Origin of the sequence: Moritella sp. (genome assembly GCF_013215705.1) — a bacterium.
Lineage (GTDB): Bacteria > Pseudomonadota > Gammaproteobacteria > Enterobacterales > Moritellaceae > Moritella.
Window position 1 is genome coordinate 67,673 of record NZ_JABSQR010000023.1, and the last position, 17,679, is coordinate 85,351.

Sequence of the window (17,679 nt, forward strand, 5' to 3'; positions counted from 1 at the left end):
AATATTTATGCGAATCAAAGGCGAGACATTGCTACACGACAATTTCCACTCGATTCCATTCTGGGTCTAACATTACACATTCATAGTAACCGTCACCAGTCCAGCGTGGGCCATCTGGTAGAGTCAGAAAATAAGAACGAAAACCTTTGGTCGAATTCTCATACCTCCATTACTTTTGGCCTTAAAAAAGTGTGCGTAAAAGTGTTTCATTCTTTCCAGATCTTTGCACCAAATCGCCACATGTTCGATTCTCACTTTACCTCCTCAGCCAGCGAATCTTCCTGCTCATTGAATGTCATTAACGAATTCATGCTAAGAATGGCTTCTACTTCAACAACACTTTTGGTTGTTTTCAACCGAGACTGATAATACTCAGCAAGCGCCCTGCTTGATGCATTACCAGATAAAGAGCCTGATGCATTCAGTAAGATTGTTTTGATTGTCTCTAACATGTTTATTCCTCACTTGTTCTTTATGTGCTTGTTCTTTATGTGACTTAAGCGCTTACTCTTTGCTTAAACGATGAGTTAAGTATCACCCAATAACAGGAAGCGAAAAACAGAGTGAATTTTATTGTTTACTTCCGTGTTAAGTCGTAACCTTGGCTGTAATGTCTTTTTAACCCTGCTTACGCGCTAAACGAGGAAGTCACGATGATAATACGGTGCCTATTTTGAACAACGATAAAAAAATACTGCATTTCTCTCGGTTAAGTAAGCTAGGGGTTAAACAAGAAATGGCCATCACCCTGCAAGAAGTGGCTGAAGTGATGTTTACCAGCACCCGACATTGCCGCACCTTGTTAAACGAGATGCGTGATTTAGGCTGGTTAGAATGGACACCAAAATCGGGACGTAATCAACGTTCTCGGCTCTATCTGGTTTATGCAGTAGATGAACTGAAAGCAGAACTGGCGCAGCAGATGATTGCCGTTGGCAAATACGAGAAAGCATTAACCCTTATCGGCAATGACCAAGTATTGTTTGGGCAATTGCTACAAAACACCTCTGGTGCGGTACAGCGTGAAGGTCGTTTACACATTCAGCTGACTTACGCGCGTTCTTTCTCTGCCCTGCTCCCGCATATCGCGTTAAGAAACAGCGAACGTTTCTTGGTACGTCAGGTTTATTGCTGCCTAGTACAGTGCGATAAAAATGGCCTTATCAGCCCGCAACTCGCCCACCATTGGATTTACAACGCAGAATTACAGCGCTGGCGATTCTATCTGCGCCCTGCACTGACCTTTCATGACGGCAGTGCCATTAATGCCGAGAAGATTTCAGAGCTATTTAATCGCCTTAAACAGCTTCCGACCTACGAAACTGAACTGGCGCATGTCACCCATGTTTCGGCGATAAACCCACTGTGTGTCGAGTTTAAATTAGATCAACCAGACCCAGGCTTTGCTGGACTTATTGCTGATGTAAAATATTCTATTCAGCCGTACCTTCAACTACAATCGCAACTTAACGCAACCGCGGCTATCGTCGGTAGTGGTGCATTTCGGGTACAAGAACACACGCAGCAATACTTGCGGTTGCAGGCATACGACAACTATTATGGCCATCGCGCACTTACCGATACAGTGACTATTTGGCAAGTAGCATCACCACAAATCCGCTCATCGTGTACCACGGAAATACAGGCGAATGTGGTGCAAAAAACCAGTCAGATCCGTTCAAACTATGCTGCTCACAGCCTTGAGCAAGAAAACAGCCCTGAGCGAGTAATTGACAATCTTGAACGGGGAATTGTAGATAATGAACAGACTATTGAAAGTGTTCAAAAAAGCAGAATAGAATATGGCTGTTTGCTGGCGATGATCAACAGTAAAACTCAGCTGTCGCTATTGCAGCGTAAATACCTGAGCCAGCTGCTTGCCGCTGATAAACTGATGGCCGAATTAACTAAATCAGCTAACCCGATTGAAGCCATTCCTGCATACAACCTGCTTTCCAATTGGCTAAAAATCATGTCGGCAGGCACAACAGAACAGCCTTTGCCAAGTAAACTGACCATCGCCATATTCGAGCATCATACTTTGAAAGAATGTGCGCAGGCGATGATGGCGTTACTTCAGCAAGCGGGGTTCGAGTGCGAGGTTAATATCTATTCTTTTGAGGAGTTAGTGCACAAGGCCAGTACCAATACCCTGATGGAAGACCTGATATTGATTAGTCTGGATCTCGACGACAACCTGCCAACCTCGGTATTTCACTGGATGTTATCCAACTCGGTACTCAACCAAAGTCTGTCTGCTGAGGCCAGTAGTTGGCTGCGAACTAAATTAATCAGCATTCGCCAGCAACAGCCATTAACCAATTATCTAACCGAGTTAGAATCGATTAGCACAGCCATGATCACAGAGCACTGGATGATACCAATGCTGCACCACAGGCAGACGTTGTATTTTCAAGGCGTGCTCAAAGGCGTATCGATCAATGTTTGGGGTTGGCCAGAGATACAGGATGTTTGGTCTGAAGAGTTCGTTAATCGTTAGTGTGGATAGTTAGCACTAATCTTCAGCGTCTGAGATAAGTAAATTCGCAGCTGCAAAGGCTGCTTTATCACGAACCTCGTCAGGTAAATACTCGTCACCAGCAATATCGTTTAACGCTTTAAGCGCACATATAGCTTAAACTACTCACCCTGCTCATCCATACCTAACTTAAGGTCCAAGTACTTCTTAATTACAACATCGATGCGGATCCAATTACTGTTCGACTGCAATCTCGATACTTTATAGTGGCTACGATGTTCAAGAGTTGAAAATTCAGCTCTATCTAATTTCTTAAGCCCGCCTGTATAACCAACGAATAGCTCTTTACTGGCGATAAGCTCAGGTAACGCCTTAAGCAGCTCACCGATATTAGCGACGATGCGATAATCAGCAGCATTATTACTTAGCTCTTCTTTACTTCTTTTAACTGCGTTTTCGAGGATCTTAAAGCAATAATCAATATTACTTTGATGCTCTTCACCTAATGTATTTCGCAATATTTCAATCACACCAGTCCAAGTTAGTTGAGACACATCAGACAATAATTTATCTTCGCCTCGCACTTCATTTACCGTCAGCAAGGCATATTCAATTTTACACTCACCATATTGAGTGTCGTCTAATACCAAAGTGATCGCGTCACGCTGTTTAGCCACTTGCTCAGCGAGATCGACGACAGTTGGCGCAGTAAAGAACTTAGCCTCGATAACGAGGATCTGATCGCCCCACCTCAGAAATAAATCAGGAACAGCAACCCGTCCTTTATCTTTAAATATTTTCGTTATTTTTTTATCTTTATTCTCTTTATCTTGCTCTTCCGATTTTGCCCCATCTCTTAAAGGATCAAGTTCGGTCACGATTTCGATATCAGCTGAAAACGAATCAGCAGGTATAATACCAAGGTTATTGAACAGCGCTTTTAGCCCTGCAAACTCATTGATCATTAATAAATGTGACAGTAATGTCGCGGTAAAATAACGTTCACTTCGAGCTGTTTCATCAAATCTAATTTTAGACATCTATGATCTCTTATTTTGCGTGACATTCATGTAGGGAGGCAAGGTATGTCTCCTTATACTTAACAGAGTCTACTCTATTAGCATTTGTAGGTATAAGAAAGTGAAATAAGGCGTTATTGCGTAAAATCTGAAACTAATGGTAAACAGAATAATACGATATTGAATAGTTACTTATAACTAAGGCATGCATGATTATCGGCAGCTAACAACAAGCACCTATATTGAGAGATAATCTCATTATCGAGCTCCCATTTTTTGTGTTGTAGACAGGATAAAGTAGCCATAACAGTATGGGATTATATCTGATCAGGACTACTTTTAGACGGGGGAGAAGCACTAATCTTCAAAGTCGGAAATAAGCAAATTTGCGGCTGCAAAGGCCGCGTTATCACGGATATCGGCAGGCAAAGACTCGTCACCAGCAATATCGTTTAATGCTTTAATCACACAGCCAATCGCTTTTGGAATATAACCCTGATCACCACTGCCAATTAATGAATACAGTTCACGGATTTTGTCACAACACTGATAAACGTTCATGGAAATACCTTATAAAAAATAATCTGTTTAAACCAAAGATGGGACTATTTTATCCTTGGTAGTAATTTAATGTCGAGAGTTAAGGTGAATGATTGGGGGATACGTTGATCTTGGTTAGTAAATATAGAAACGAGTGTTAACCTGACATCTCTAACTGGGACCTAGATCATCGTTATGCATTATCACTTTTATGCTTAATAGGCCCTATATTGACGATTTTATCGTCAGATAAAACAATAAACAAACCTATGCATTATTAGGTGCCCACAAGGGGTCGTAAGGTGTAAACTGCTAACATGTAAGATAATATAGTGAAATTTAAAATGATATGCTGCAATAATAGATCACCAGAAAAAGTCCACCGCTCATGGTTTCAAAAATATTTTTATACCAGTATTTTTAAATGCAAAAACTGTGGTCATGTCCTTAAACTGAAAAAATAATGAATGTTATGTTAGATTAGATCCGATGATGGTTCGCTACGTTAAATCTAGCGAACTAACTACCACCAATAATTATATCAAGCGTGTAGCTGACGCGCCATCAAGCATCCCAATGAGATTCTCTGTTGTCACAACAGATAAGTATTACCTAGTAATCTGTCACATGTGATACGCGAATCAAATTTTGATAAGTTGTTTCTAGCTGTTTATCCGGATCATCATTGTTTGTTAAATCTCTAATGTTTTTTTGAACCGTAATAATGGCAAATAATGATAAAACAAAAGACATACCGTAAAACCCTTTTTCATTAAGCTCTAAAGTAGCGTTCCAAAGTCCTAATAAATATCCTAATACCCCAATAGCTAAGACTCCCACTAGGTGCTAGCCTCCAACTTCGTGGGTTAGTTTTTATTGGCATAGACACTCAAAAATCATTTATAGAGGTCGCTTATATCTGGGCGATATCGCGTGAAATAGTGCTGACGCCAGTAGCTGGCTGCGAGCTAAATTGATCAACATTCGTCAGCAACAGCCATTAACCAATTATCTAACCGAGTTAGAATCGATTAGCACAGCCATGATCACAGAGCATTGGATGATACCTATGCTGCACCACCGGCAGACGTTGTATTTTCAAGGTGTACTCAAGGCGTATCAATCAATGTCTGGGGTTGGCCAGAAATACAAGATGTTTGGTCTGAACAGTTCGTTAATAGCTAGCGCTAATATTTAAACAAATACGCGTACTGCTTTTCGATCGACATAGGATGGTGTCAGCCGGAAAGTGGCAGCCGGAAAAATTGATGGTCATCAGACTCGAAATAATGATGTAGATCATAACTTATTGAACAAGCTGCAACAGAACCAAAACTTGATACCTACGTAGCAATTTCAAACATAGTGAATGATATACTCCGCACAAATATGCATCTATAACAAATAGTTATGCTCATTTTGTTAATAACCTCAAACAATGCGTTGAGCGTAACCTTCAGCAAACCTTATCCCGATGTTCGTATAGATAAACAGATAGCGCCTCATTAATAAGGCGCACACACTACATCATTAAGTCCATACTTGGAGTGCAGCATGCAAGACCATAATTCAAGATTCCCCACCGTTTCTAAGATTCTTTTCTTACGGCAATTTCTTTGGGGGGCAGCCTTCTACGGAACGTTCGTACTCTTAACTAAGTTCTTTTTAATTGACTTAAATTACAGTGAAGCTGACACGATTATGATGATGGGTGCCTTCGGCGCGGTTGGTCCGGTTTTCTCGGCGGTTGGTGGGTTTGTTGCCGACAAATATATTGGAGCTTTTCGCGCCGTCTATATTGGCTACGCCGCTTATTTAGTTGGATTTGTATTACTCGGTATTGGTGCTAGCGATCTCAATGTACCTTTAAGTATCTTTTCGATTGCATTAATCGGTTATGCGCGCGGCTTATCAGCAACTTGCCCAACTGTTCTTTTGGGAAATTCCTATTCAGAGACCAATCGGGATGCATTTCAACAGGGTCTGACTGTAAACTACTCAATTAACAATCTTGGATCTTTTTCTGCTAAGTACTTATTCCCTTTTTTAATCGCTTACCTTGCGTACCAGGGCGTTTTCTTTATCTCTGGGCTACTCATGGCTTGCAACTTGATCTTGTTTTTCAAGTTCCGTAAAGAACTAGTGAATGTGGGCAACAATTTAGACAGAGCGCCACTACCATTGATGACATGGGCTATCTTTCTTGTTGGCTCGATAGCGACTTTAGGTTTAGTATTTTGGATTTTCTCAAACCTAGACATGGGTAAATATATTCTTTATTCACTCGGTATTGGTGCTATTGGCTACTTCATTTATGAAATAACCAAAGCCACTCGTGCTTATCAATTCAAAATGACCGCGGTGCTAATCATTGTTTGTATTTTAATCGTGTTCTATTTTTTCTACGGTCAAATGTTCACATCAATGAATATGTATGCGATTAATTTAATGGGTGACGAACTACTTGGTTTCATTCCAATTCATCCTGAATCCAATATGGCATTTAACCCACTATGGTGTTTTGTTCTGGGTGGGCCAATGATCCAAATATACGCTTGGTTAGACCGTAAAGGCTATTCTCCCAGTATTCCAACTAAGATCGCAGGGGCATTTGTACTAAGTGCTATCGCCTTTACGTTATTGGGACTCTCTTCAGAAAGTATGGGACCTGATGGTAAAATATCAGCCAACTGGATTCTATTGGTACACTTCTTCCAGGCCGGAGCAGAGGTGATTGTAGGTGCATTAGGGGCTGGCTTTATCTTCGAGATGGTACCTCGTTATTTAGCTGCATTTTCTGTTGGTTTACGCGCTGTGGCGATTTCACTCAGTGGTATTTTAGCCGCTGTGATTGCAACTAAAATCGCGTTGCCTAAAGACATTGTATTTACGCCAGAAGTAGTCGAAGCAGTCTATACGGGTTACTTCTATATGCTAGCTCAGATTGCGGCATTTATGTCGGTCTTGACCTTCGCTTTATCACGCTTCATTCAAGGACTGGTTACACGCGGAGAAGCGCTTGAGGCAGAAGAAAATACAGGCGAAGCAGAAACAGCAACCCTGTTGAATTAAGTGATTTTAGTCGTGACGGTAATGATGAAACTCATTCAGATATCAATAAAATTGGGGAGAGTAAACTAACAAAGGCGAGCACTAATTTGGGGGAATAGTCTCATTATTGTCTCGCCTTTATTTTTTTTGCATTGGAAAGTCATGATCGTGTCTTAGAATAATCGACTCCGCAACACCTTTCTTATTTATTATGCCGTTCGCATTGCTATCGGATGGTCTTCATTTAATGGCAGTAAGTCACTTGCTGCCATAGAGGTCCTCAAAGACGGCTACGGAGCCATAAGCGCGAGATTGAAATCGATTAATCGCATGCCTGAATAACCACAAACATAACTAATACAATCAAATATCTAGTCGTTTCTTTCATAGTCTCACCATTGTCCCGTCGTTATAGTTTTTGTTCACTTTCACGTTTAACTAGCACAAAGGTCAGGTACATTTTGGTTGGTAGCGAGAAAGCAAAGCCCAAGGCAATGCAAGCTGCACTAATCATAATGCCCGTCACGCCATGCTGCTGAGTAAAATTTGTGTACGATAATAAATAATGACCAAGCAATATTAACGAGATGCCAATAACAATACAAATTTGCAGAATACGGATAAGTTTTTTATCTGTCATATCATCACATCCATCATTGATTCGCTTGCCAATACAGCCATTGTTCAGCGAACCGAGCATGAGCGCAATGATCTGACGCAACATATATCAATATAGGTACATGGTGATGAGAAATAAGAGGCTTAGGTCAAGTGACGCCCTGATACGAGCGTCGAACTTGATCGCTTTATAATACGCTTTCTTTAATCTCACTAATGCTTTTCAGGCCGTGTCTGGTTTTTACCTGTAAAGAGTCTAAGTCCGAGCCCAATTCTGCAACATGCGAGCCTATGCTAAATTTACTGTTGGTCAGATATTGGTGCTTTACACTGAACTTACTAAGCAGTAAACCCATATTACTTTCCGGCATTAGCTTTGCAATTACAACACCGAATAGAAGAAATGTTTCGCCACAATCAGCATCCTTGTCTCCAAGACCTTTAATTGCCGTCACTTTGCAAAAAGTACTTACCTTTCTTGTGCTTGTTACTACACATACGATACTTCCTTCTCGAAGTTCATTCCAAGCAGCATTTTTAATATTCCCTAATTGCTTTTCCGAGATATCAAATATAACATCTGATTCTGTTGGATAGCTTTTTTTGTAATTTTTATTATTTGTGTTATTTAGCAAAAACATGTCTATTTCCTAGTTATATACAACGCTGTTACGATACAGACCGTTAGTAAATTGAATGGCGACTTTCGTTATTTCTGCCGCATCAAAGATGATATGGAGGAATTTAGGGGTCGTGTCTTTTATGCTTGCATTATACATGGCTTTGCTTGCTGCGGCTATGAGAGCGTCTGTTGTAGGCCGTCACGATGATGTTTTTTTACTAATCTAGTAGTATTAACCGCTGATCAACACCTCATCTTAGGTAAATCTAACCATTTGGTGGTGTATTGTGGGGTTAACATGTTACGGCGTATTTAAGGAACAATTCAAGCACCTATATTTGGTAAGAGAATGAAGGCTTCAGTTTGAACCTACCTTGTAATATCTTACGTTTGCATTAAAACCGCCGCACTTAAATCTAAGTGAGTACTATTAAGATTTGTAACAGATTGTAATTGTTCTATATAAATCACATTATTGTGATTTATATAGAACAATTCCCTACTGCTCTACCCACTGTTCTTATAAGATAACCAATTGCTATAAAAATGTTTATCGCTCAATGACATAAAAATCCTGAGGCTGTATGCACCTCTGTAACTATAAATTATTAACGAGTTATTTTAATCATGATGTTCTGTAGAAAATTATTATTGATTTCTTTTGCCCTATTCGCCCTGTCTAGCTGTGCAAATAACCCCTATCAAACCGACGCAATAGCCACAGTGAGCAGCAACACGCTTGATAACGGTTTCTTTTATGCCATTCATGCTAAGCCAGAAAACTCAGATAAGATTGAGTTACGCTTGATGATCAAATCGGGATCATTCAGTGAAACAGATGCACAATCAGGCTATGCACATCTGCTTGAGCATATGGCCTTTAACGGCACCAAAAACTTCCCCAAGCTGAAAATCGTTGAGCTATTTGAAAAGTCAGGATTAACATTTGGTCATGACATTAATGCCTACACCTCTTTTGATGAAACGGTTTACAGCTTCTCTATTCCTAAAGATAATACCCAATTACTCGCAGATACCTTGCTGTATTTACGTGATATTTTAACCGATATAGAATTGGAACAGCATGAGTTAGATAAAGAGAAAGGCGTCGTCGAAAATGAATATCACCAGAGCACACAGCAAGAAAAATCTTATTACTACGCCCTGTTCGATGATTATATAGAAAACAGTGAATATCAAAGACGTTTACCAATCGGGACGCTTAAAAGCATCAATAACAGCACCGTCGCCTCTATCAACACTTTTTACAAAGATTGGTATCGTCCGGATAATGCCAGATTAGTGATAGCGGGTGATGTGGATAGTGAGAGCACAACTCAATTAATCACCGCATTATTTTCAACCATAGAGACATCACAAAACACCAAGCAACAGCCTGTCTTAACACCGCCAGCATTAAAAACCGCAACTCAGATTTATAGCAGTAAAGTGATTAATTTTTCACAAACAGATCTGTACTTCGAAGTCCCTATGTTGAAAATTACCAATAGCGAAGGTATCAGTCATTCGTTGAAACTGAATATGTTGGATCAGTTATTTAATTATCGTTTGAATGCAGCCAACAACCAACGTGCTCAACCCTTCCATAAAGTCGGGCTTTTCTATAATTCATTTTTGAGCAACAAAGGGTTCGAAAATATCTATGTTAGTCATCAAAAAAATGAAAGCCAACAAGCTGTTAAATTTATTGCGCAGGAGTTAGCACGCATACACCAACACGGTTTTAGCCAAGCTGAGTATCAGCAACAACTGATTCAAATCAAATCAGCACAAGCCGAACTCAGTACTATCTATAGTAATAAAAATTCGCAACAACTAGCCGATGAAGTAATTAATGCTTGGTCGAGCGGTAGTATTGAATACACACTAGAGAATGAGCAACGAGCTTATCAGCTATTGCTGGCAACAGTCAGTCTTGAAGAATTAAATCAGTTCGCCAAAACACTGATCAACAGCCCACATAAGATGACCTTCGCTACACCATATCAAGCCAAAAAACCTGACGTATTAGCGGCAGATAAAATATTTGCCGATGCGATTAATAAACCAATTAACAATATAGCGATTGAAATTGAAACGCTAACACTGCCTATCGTTACAAAAAGTGGCGGAACAAGTAAGATCGACAGTGAACGTTTTGACACTGACACACAAATAACCCAGTGGCAGTTAAGCAATGGAGTAAGTGTTGTTTTACAACCTGATCATAGCGTTAAAAACACCATTAATATGAGTTTCACAGCCCCTGGCGGTATCAATTCATTTACCAAAAAACAGCGCGCAGCCAATTACCTGTTGATAAACAGTTATATGAATAGCGGTTTAGCGGGCGTATCAGCACAAGCGATACAGCAACAATTTAACCAAGAACGCATCGACATGATGCCAGTGATCGAAGCCAACAATCATGGTTTCAATCTGTATTCGATTAATGAGCCCAAGAGCCTAGAACTACTATTCTCGATGCTGTATAGCAGTGTGACCAACGCTAGCGTTAATGAGCAGATATTTGCGTTAGAAAAGAAAGGGAGTATTGAACATCTGCAAAATAATCTCGCGTTACCAACAACGGCAACATGGATAAAAGTAAATGATATTCTGTTTCCCAATAATCCTCAGCAGAAGCGAATTTCAGCGAAGGAACTAGCAGAGGTGCAACAAAGTGATGTTGAAAGGCTTTATCAAACACTCTTTAATAACGTTAATGGTTATAAGTTAACTATCGTCGGCGACTTTGATACAGCGCAGTTAAAGCCACTTATATTGCAATACGTTGCGAGTTTACCAAAGGGGAAAAATAATACCTTTGACCACCCTACTCAATCGTTGATAACAAAAACGACGATGCTTAATGAAACAAGCTATCCGCAAGATAATGGGCAGGTGCTGTTTTACACTGTCACAGACACCCCAAACCAAGGTATCAAACAAGTTTATCAGGCAGAACTCATGCAGGCGATCATAAGCAAAACACTGACCAAGATCGTGAGGGAGCAATTATCCTTAACTTATTCCCCTTATGTCATGGTACGCGATCAAGCAGCTGGTCAGGCATTTACTCAAGTTATGATTGAGTTAATTACTAAAGTTGAAGATGTTGAACAAACCCAACAGGTGGTCGATAGCATCATCAGTGATTTACTTACTAATGGTATAACCGAAGCACAACTGAACGAAAACAAAAAAACAATAACGCAGGATTTAGCTTATTCATTAAATGAATCACCAAATAAACAGTGGCTGTTACACCGTGATCATTTATTCAATTATGCACTAGGATCAACAGAAGATGCTCTAGCAATATTCGACAGCATATCCGTTGCAGACATGAACCAATTCATTCGCACCTACCTAGATCCCACAAAAACACTGAGATTTATAAATACGCCTCAGTTGTAACTATTTACATACAAATGCCATAACTCAACTGCAGTTACCAACGAAGGTGGTCACTGCAGTTTGACATTGACCTCGCTTAGCTAAACCAATAACGTTAACGCAATTATCTAAGCACGATCAGCGGCACTCGACAGTTTTCAATCATGCGCATGGTATTGCTACCAAGGAAAAAGCTTCTCATCTTAGAATGCGCAAACGCGCCAATCACCACCAGTTCAATATCATGCTGTTGTTTGTAATCCATTAGCGAAGCAGAAATATCCCCTGCAAGATACGTGGCAATGACGCTAAACCCTGCTTGCTCAAGTTGCGTTTTGACTTGCTCAAATTTCTGTTGTTGTGCTTGTTCAGTATTTTTAATCGTGACTAAATGACATGTCATACCTTGGAGTAAACCGCCTTGAATGATACGTTGCACGGCTTTGTCTGCCGTTTCGCGTCCATCATAAGCCAGCATAAAATTAGTCGGTTCGGTAAAATTATACGGTGCAATCACGATCGGCGTATGCACCTGCCGGATCAGTGTTTCGATATGCGAACCAAGGGCTTTAAAATCACCTTGATGACCATTACCACAGCGCCCGACCACCATTAAACGAGCATCGGTTTCTAAGCCCACTAAGGCTTCGACAAAATCACCATGGCGTTGTATCTGCTCTAGATCGGTCAGACCCGCGGTGTTAGCTCTATCCACGGCTTTGCCTAACATTTCATTACCCGACTGAATCGCAATTTTCCCACGCTGCTCGTCAAGCTCAACCATTTTGTTAAGCAGCGCGGTACGTGCCCCTAAGCCAATAGAACCAGTTAAATCGTCTGCGCCATGTTGCTGTTTTTTATCGATGGCATGCAGAAAAACAATGCCATGACTCAAACGTTTTGACGCCCAGATCGCGGTGTCACAGACAGTTTTTGCCAGTATAGATCCATCAATACATGCTATTATTTTATTCATTGTTTTTCTCCTTAGTGACCAGCCATCATTTTTTCAACCGCAGCGGGATCATTATGAATTGCAAATTTATCAATCACGGTCGCGGTGGCATCACTCATACCAACAATATTAACGGTTGCGCCCTCTCGACGAAACTTAATCACCACTTTATCCAATGCACCAACGGCGCTAATATCCCAGAAATGGGCGTGCGATAAATCGATAACGACGGCATCAACCACTTCTTTAAAATCGAACGCATCAACAAATTTATCCGCCGACACAAAGAATATCTGCCCAGTTACCTGATAAGTTCGCCCTTGTGGTGCTGTTTGGGTATTTTTTACCACCATAAAACGGCTGATTTTGTGGGTGAAAAATAACGCTGACAGTAGCACTCCAACAAATACGCCAATCGCTAAATTGTGCGTACCAACAACGGTGATCACTGTCGCGATCATAACGATGTTAGTTGATAACGGATGGGTTTTAAGATCTTTAATCGAACTCCAAGAAAATGTACCTATAGCGACCATGATCATCACCGCAACTAAGGCTGCCATCGGTATTTGTTTAAGCCAGTCGCCTAAGAAAACCACCATAAGAAGCAAGAATATACCGGCTGATAGACTTGATAACCGACCTCGACCACCCGATTTAATGTTAATGATTGATTGACCGATCATGGCGCAACCAGCCATCCCTCCCATTAAACCGGCGCCGATATTCGCAATACCTTGTGCTTTACACTCTCTATTTTGATCACTTTTTGTATCTGTTAGGTCATCGACTATCGTTGCGGTCATCATCGACTCTAACAGCCCAACCACAGAAAGACCAAGTGCATAAGGTAAAATGATCCACAGTGTTTCGAGTGTGAGAGGTACTTCAGGCCATAAGAAGATGGGTAACGTATCTGGTAATTCCCCCATATCGCCAACCGTTCTTATGTCTAATGCCATCACCTGTGATAACACGGTAAGTAGGACAATACACACGAGGGGTGAAGGAATACTTTTACCAATGACGGGGATATGAGGGAATAAATAGATAATGCCTAAGCCACCAGCCGTCATTGCATAGACATGCCAAGTGACATTGGTTAATTCAGGTAATTGGGCAATAAAGATTAAGATAGCCAGTGCATTTACAAAACCAGTGACCACTGAACGTGAGACAAACCGCATTAAACCGCCTAACTTTAAATAACCCGCGAGTATTTGCAATACCCCCGTTAACAAAGTCGCGGCGAGCAAGTATTCTAACCCGTGTTCTTTGACTAGCGTCACCATAAGCAGCGCCATGGCACCTGTTGCAGCAGAGATCATACCGGGTCGGCCGCCGGTGAACGCAACAATTGTCGCGATACAGAACGAGGCATACAAGCCCACTTTAGGGTCTACACCAGCAATAATAGAAAATGCGATAGCTTCGGGGATCAGCGCTAACGCAACAACAATACCGGCTAAAATATCTCCTTTAACATTACCTAACCAATCTTGTTTGTTTGACAAAAAAATCATACTTGTCCTTTTTCGGGTGCATCGATGACCCACGAAAAATACGTGGTGATGCACAGATATATCGTTTAAAACAGCCATAAATCGATGGTTTCATGCTATTTAAGCCACAGTAAATGACCTTAAAAAAGGGTAAATTCCACGACACTAAGCCGTCCTCAATTTAATGTACTTTTAAACGATAAATAGCGATGGCAAAAATGCCATACTGGAGAATTCCTGTTTTAAATGATGCGATATGTCACGCAGGTGCGAGAGCTGATTGCTCAGTTTAAAATATTTCAGGAAAATAGAGATCATCAACAATTAGCATTATCTTTGCTAGATATACGTACTAGAGCTGATTAAAGTGCAATTTATAATAATCTTACGATGCGTAAGAATCTGACTTTAAATATAAAAAGTCATATAAATTGTGTAGAGGGGGATTCTAGGGTTATGGCGGCGTCATCTCTGTACCTTTGATTTAGGGAATTAAGCGTACTAACTGATTTGTGTTTTTATCGTGATGAGTAATTTAGAAAGCACACCTTTCTCTTCATCAGAAAGCATATTACACATCTCATTTTCAATTGAGTCTGCAATCTGCCACAGCTCTTGCATAATAGGCTTGGCTTTAGTTGTTAATTTTAAACGAAATACTCGTCTATCTTCCTTATCATTCAAACGTTTGACTAAACTAAGCTGTTCTAACAAATCTATTTGTCTTACTAGCGTAATCGGTTTTACATTTAAGATATCAGCCAAGTCAACTTGTCGACAATTTTCATTTTCAGACAGATGAACTAATACTCGCCACTGAGAATGGGTAACGCCAATGCTTTCAGCTTGCTTGTTAAAACGTTGTCGAATAACGTGACTGATTTCATAGCTAAGAAACCCAAATTTAGAATGTATCATGATTCAGCGGCATATAGTAAGGAAGGCTTATTATATGCCTTGCGTAAGTTTAAAGTAAAGACTCATTTAACTAAGTTTATTATTTACTGCCCAGCGCCTTGGTAATAGAGGGGATAACCTTTTCAGCAGAGCGTCCAATCACATAACCACCAAGTCCAATTTCAACTAGTTGCATAAAATCATGGGCAAACTTTTCTTCAAGGGTAATAATACCTAAGGCATTAAGAATGACGATAGCAAGGAAACAGAGCATGGTTATCGGTCGCCAACTGCGGGTGATCCACGAGCCACTGCTCGCTTCTTTTTGAATAATACTGGATTGTGCGTCGAGCAGTGTGCGCTCTAAGTCCATTTGCTTACTGACTAGCTCTATATGCTTTTTGGTGACTTCATTTTGTAGCTCAACTAACACGTTTTTTAATTTGAGTTTTTCTTCTTCTGAAGTATGAATATTGTCGATGAGATCGGCCGCTGGCTTGAACGTCCTTGAAACAAAGTCCATGATTGATTGCCACATTATTTAATTTCTCCGGTGTTGTCGGGTTTCCCTACCCGACGCGTTGACTGGCCTCTATTGTTACACCGCTTTATTTGATATTGCTAACTAGAAAACTGACAATAACGCTTTTTCAATTTTCACCGCGGCCACTTTAAATTCTGGGATCTTGGCATGTGGATCCGTTGCGGTGGTGGTTAAACGGTTCGCCGGTGATTCCGCAAAGTGGAATGGCACAAACACCACCCCTTCTTGCATCCGCTTAGTCACAAACGCTGGCGTATCAATGCTGCCTCGACGTGTCGTTACCGTGAGCATCTCACCATTAGTAACCCCTAACCGTTCGGCATCCGCCACCGAGATCATCGCACGTGGTCCCGCCAGGTTATCTAACCCTTTGGTCTTACGTGTCATTGTGCCGGTATGGAACTGCTCAAGCAGACGACCTGTGGTCAGTATCAATGGGTACTCGTCATCGGGCAATTCCGCCGCATAACGGAACGGCACAGCGATCATTTCACCTTTGCCACGGGTGAACTGCTCGGTATGCATAATACGAGTGCCTGGAGATGCGTCGTCAGGACAAGGCCATTGCAAGCCATCTTTACCCACGCGATGCCAATGGATACCCGCATATTGTGGCGTCAATTGGGTGATCTCTTTGGTAATATCCTCAACAGATTGATATGCCCAGTCACTGCCCATGGCGTTGGCAATATCTTGAATGATCAGCCAATCTTCTTTCGCTTCACCCGGTGGTTTAACCGCGGGTGAAATACGTTGTACACGACGTTCGGTATTGGTGAAGTGACCCGATTTTTCGGCAAATGAGCACGAGGGTAATACCACATCCGCGTATTGCGCGGTTTCTGTTAAGAAGATATCTTGCACTACCAAAAAGTCTAACTGCTCAAGCGCGTCAATAACGTGGGCTTGGTTCGGATCGCTCAGTACTGGGTTTTCCCCCATGACATACAAACCTTTCACCTCACCGTGACACGCAGCATCAATGATTTCGGTCAGCGTTAAACCCGCATCTTTGGGCAAGTTAGACTTGTTCCACGCTTTAGCGAATTTTTCTTGTACTTCAGGATCATAGACTTTCTGATAACCTGGAAAGCTGTTTGGCAACGCCCCCATGTCACAGGCACCTTGCACATTGGACTGACCACGTAACGGATTAATGCCGCCCCCTTCAATACCTATGTTGCCACACAGCATTTGTAGGTTGGCAACGGAACGGACATTATCATGACCTGTGGTGTGCTGCGTGATCCCCATGGAATAATACACCGCAGTTCGGTCGGCCGTCCCAATCATTTCTGCCATTTTAATCACATCTTGCGCTTTTACGCCGGTGATCAATTCCACTTTATCCGGCGCGTAACTGTCGGACATGACCTCCGCTGCTAGCGCATCAAAACCGTCGGTGCGATCGCGAATGTAAGCCTGATCATGCCAACCATTTTTAATGATCTGCTGCATGATACCGTTCATCAACATCACATCGGTACCCGGACGGTGCGCGACATACAACTGCGCATGATCGGCAATATCGATGCGTTTTGGATCGGCAACAATCAAACGTGCCTTGCCATGCCGGATCGCTTGTTTGATGTGCGATGCAATGATCGGGTGGGCTGACGTGGTATCAGAGCCAATAATAAATATCATATCCGAATGTTTGATACTCGGGATATCGTTGGTCATCGCGCCACTACCTATGGATGCTTCAAGCCCAGTAACTGTAGAGGCATGACACAAACGCGCACAGTGATCGACATTGTTGGTTTCTAATTCCCGGCGAATGAATTTCTGGAAGGCAAAGTTATCTTCATTGGTCGTTTTTGCTGACGAGAAACCCGCCAGTGCATTGCCGCCATGATTAATTTTGATGGCATTAAACTTAGCGGCCACCAGCGTGATCGCGTCTTCCCAGCTGGCAGGCTGTAGTTCACCATTTTTACGGATCCAGGGCGTGGTTAGCCGTTCCTTACTACTGACAAAATCAAAGCCAAAGCGCCCTTTCACACATAACATACCTTGGTTTACGGGTGAATCTTTCACACCTTGTACATAA

Annotated in this window: 16 protein-coding genes and 1 pseudogene; 4 read left to right on the plus strand and 13 right to left on the minus strand. The window is 41.5% G+C overall.

Annotated elements, in window-relative coordinates; all coding sequences use genetic code 11:
• Positions 1 to 251: 251 nt before the first annotated feature.
• The gene (locus HRT96_RS15435) at positions 252 to 452 is read right to left on the minus strand and encodes a hypothetical protein (RefSeq protein WP_293158542.1); all 201 of its coding nucleotides are present in this window, start codon (positions 450 to 452) and stop codon (positions 252 to 254) included.
• Positions 453 to 664: 212 nt separating this feature from the next.
• Between HRT96_RS15435 and HRT96_RS15440 the strand changes: the two genes are divergently transcribed.
• A complete protein-coding gene (locus tag HRT96_RS15440) occupies positions 665 to 2,500 on the plus strand; it encodes an SgrR family transcriptional regulator (protein ID WP_293158544.1) in 1,836 nt (611 codons plus the stop codon).
• A gap of 15 nt (positions 2,501 to 2,515) precedes the next feature.
• Here the strand turns inward: HRT96_RS15440 and HRT96_RS15445 are convergent, their stop codons facing one another.
• From HRT96_RS15445 to HRT96_RS15460, 4 genes and pseudogenes are all read right to left on the minus strand, one after another.
• A complete protein-coding gene (locus tag HRT96_RS15445; protein ID WP_293158574.1) occupies positions 2,516 to 2,632 on the minus strand; it encodes a YaeP family protein in 117 nt (38 codons plus the stop codon).
• Between the two features lie 8 nt (positions 2,633 to 2,640).
• Positions 2,641 to 3,519 (minus strand): hypothetical protein, encoded by an 879-nt coding sequence (locus tag HRT96_RS15450; protein ID WP_293158546.1) that lies wholly within the window; start codon positions 3,517 to 3,519, stop codon positions 2,641 to 2,643.
• A 336-nt stretch (positions 3,520 to 3,855) separates the two neighbouring features.
• The gene (locus HRT96_RS15455; RefSeq protein ID WP_293158548.1) at positions 3,856 to 4,059 is read right to left on the minus strand and encodes a YaeP family protein; all 204 of its coding nucleotides are present in this window, start codon (positions 4,057 to 4,059) and stop codon (positions 3,856 to 3,858) included.
• A gap of 591 nt (positions 4,060 to 4,650) precedes the next feature.
• Positions 4,651 to 4,866, minus strand: a pseudogene (locus HRT96_RS15460) (YiaA/YiaB family inner membrane protein); the annotation flags it as partial.
• A 145-nt stretch (positions 4,867 to 5,011) separates the two neighbouring features.
• Between HRT96_RS15460 and HRT96_RS15465 the strand changes: the two are divergent.
• Both HRT96_RS15465 and HRT96_RS15470 read left to right on the plus strand, forming a co-directional pair.
• A complete protein-coding gene (locus HRT96_RS15465; RefSeq protein ID WP_293158550.1) occupies positions 5,012 to 5,236 on the plus strand; it encodes a hypothetical protein in 225 nt (74 codons plus the stop codon).
• Between the two features lie 356 nt (positions 5,237 to 5,592).
• A complete protein-coding gene (locus tag HRT96_RS15470; RefSeq protein ID WP_293158552.1) occupies positions 5,593 to 7,110 on the plus strand; it encodes a peptide MFS transporter in 1,518 nt (505 codons plus the stop codon).
• Between the two features lie 388 nt (positions 7,111 to 7,498).
• Here the strand turns inward: HRT96_RS15470 and HRT96_RS15475 are convergent, their stop codons facing one another.
• The 3 genes from HRT96_RS15475 to HRT96_RS21975 form a co-directional block, all read right to left on the minus strand.
• The gene (locus HRT96_RS15475; RefSeq protein WP_293158554.1) at positions 7,499 to 7,729 is read right to left on the minus strand and encodes a hypothetical protein; all 231 of its coding nucleotides are present in this window, start codon (positions 7,727 to 7,729) and stop codon (positions 7,499 to 7,501) included.
• A gap of 166 nt (positions 7,730 to 7,895) precedes the next feature.
• On the minus strand, positions 7,896 to 8,348 hold the full coding sequence (locus HRT96_RS15480) for a hypothetical protein (RefSeq protein ID WP_293158556.1): 453 nt from the start codon (positions 8,346 to 8,348) through the stop codon (positions 7,896 to 7,898).
• Between the two features lie 224 nt (positions 8,349 to 8,572).
• Positions 8,573 to 8,641, minus strand: a complete 69-nt coding sequence (locus HRT96_RS21975; RefSeq protein WP_366051264.1) for a DUF4113 domain-containing protein — start codon at positions 8,639 to 8,641, stop codon at positions 8,573 to 8,575.
• 411 nt (positions 8,642 to 9,052) lie between these two features.
• On the opposite strand from HRT96_RS21975, the gene HRT96_RS15485 reads away from it, so the two are divergent.
• Positions 9,053 to 11,749, plus strand: a complete 2,697-nt coding sequence (locus HRT96_RS15485) for a pitrilysin family protein (RefSeq protein WP_293158558.1) — start codon at positions 9,053 to 9,055, stop codon at positions 11,747 to 11,749.
• 103 nt (positions 11,750 to 11,852) lie between these two features.
• On the opposite strand, the gene HRT96_RS15490 is transcribed toward HRT96_RS15485, so the two are convergent.
• The 5 genes from HRT96_RS15490 to fdhF form a co-directional block, all read right to left on the minus strand.
• Positions 11,853 to 12,704, minus strand: coding sequence for a universal stress protein (locus tag HRT96_RS15490; protein ID WP_293158560.1), 852 nt, complete (start codon positions 12,702 to 12,704; stop codon positions 11,853 to 11,855).
• Positions 12,705 to 12,715: 11 nt separating this feature from the next.
• Positions 12,716 to 14,206 carry a SulP family inorganic anion transporter gene (locus tag HRT96_RS15495; protein ID WP_293158562.1) on the minus strand — a complete coding sequence of 497 codons (1,491 nt, stop codon included), beginning with the start codon at positions 14,204 to 14,206 and terminating at the stop codon, positions 12,716 to 12,718.
• Between the two features lie 480 nt (positions 14,207 to 14,686).
• Entirely contained in the window at positions 14,687 to 15,103 is a 417-nt protein-coding gene (locus HRT96_RS15500; RefSeq protein ID WP_293158563.1) for a MarR family transcriptional regulator, read from the minus strand.
• Positions 15,104 to 15,182: 79 nt separating this feature from the next.
• Positions 15,183 to 15,620, minus strand: a complete 438-nt coding sequence (locus tag HRT96_RS15505; RefSeq protein ID WP_293158564.1) for a 3TM-type holin — start codon at positions 15,618 to 15,620, stop codon at positions 15,183 to 15,185.
• Between the two features lie 87 nt (positions 15,621 to 15,707).
• On the minus strand, positions 15,708 to 17,679 hold a 1,972-nt coding region (gene fdhF, locus HRT96_RS15510; protein ID WP_293158566.1), incomplete at its 5' end, for a formate dehydrogenase subunit alpha.

Bases quoted from the DNA above. Each gene is read 5' to 3' on its own strand.
- HRT96_RS15450 (WP_293158546.1), bottom strand. From the start codon at position 3,519: ATGTCTAAAATTAGATTTGATGAAACAGCTCGAAGTGAACGTTATTTT.
- HRT96_RS15475 (WP_293158554.1), bottom strand. From the start codon at position 7,729: ATGACAGATAAAAAACTTATCCGTATTCTGCAAATTTGTATTGTTATT.
- HRT96_RS15470 (WP_293158552.1), top strand. From the start codon at position 5,593: ATGCAAGACCATAATTCAAGATTCCCCACCGTTTCTAAGATTCTTTTC.
- HRT96_RS15490 (WP_293158560.1), bottom strand. From the start codon at position 12,704: ATGAATAAAATAATAGCATGTATTGATGGATCTATACTGGCAAAAACT.
- HRT96_RS15435 (WP_293158542.1), bottom strand. From the start codon at position 452: ATGTTAGAGACAATCAAAACAATCTTACTGAATGCATCAGGCTCTTTA.
- HRT96_RS15495 (WP_293158562.1), bottom strand. From the start codon at position 14,206: ATGATTTTTTTGTCAAACAAACAAGATTGGTTAGGTAATGTTAAAGGA.
- HRT96_RS15500 (WP_293158563.1), bottom strand. From the start codon at position 15,103: ATGATACATTCTAAATTTGGGTTTCTTAGCTATGAAATCAGTCACGTT.
- HRT96_RS15505 (WP_293158564.1), bottom strand. From the start codon at position 15,620: ATGTGGCAATCAATCATGGACTTTGTTTCAAGGACGTTCAAGCCAGCG.
- HRT96_RS15455 (WP_293158548.1), bottom strand. From the start codon at position 4,059: ATGAACGTTTATCAGTGTTGTGACAAAATCCGTGAACTGTATTCATTA.
- HRT96_RS15480 (WP_293158556.1), bottom strand. From the start codon at position 8,348: ATGTTTTTGCTAAATAACACAAATAATAAAAATTACAAAAAAAGCTAT.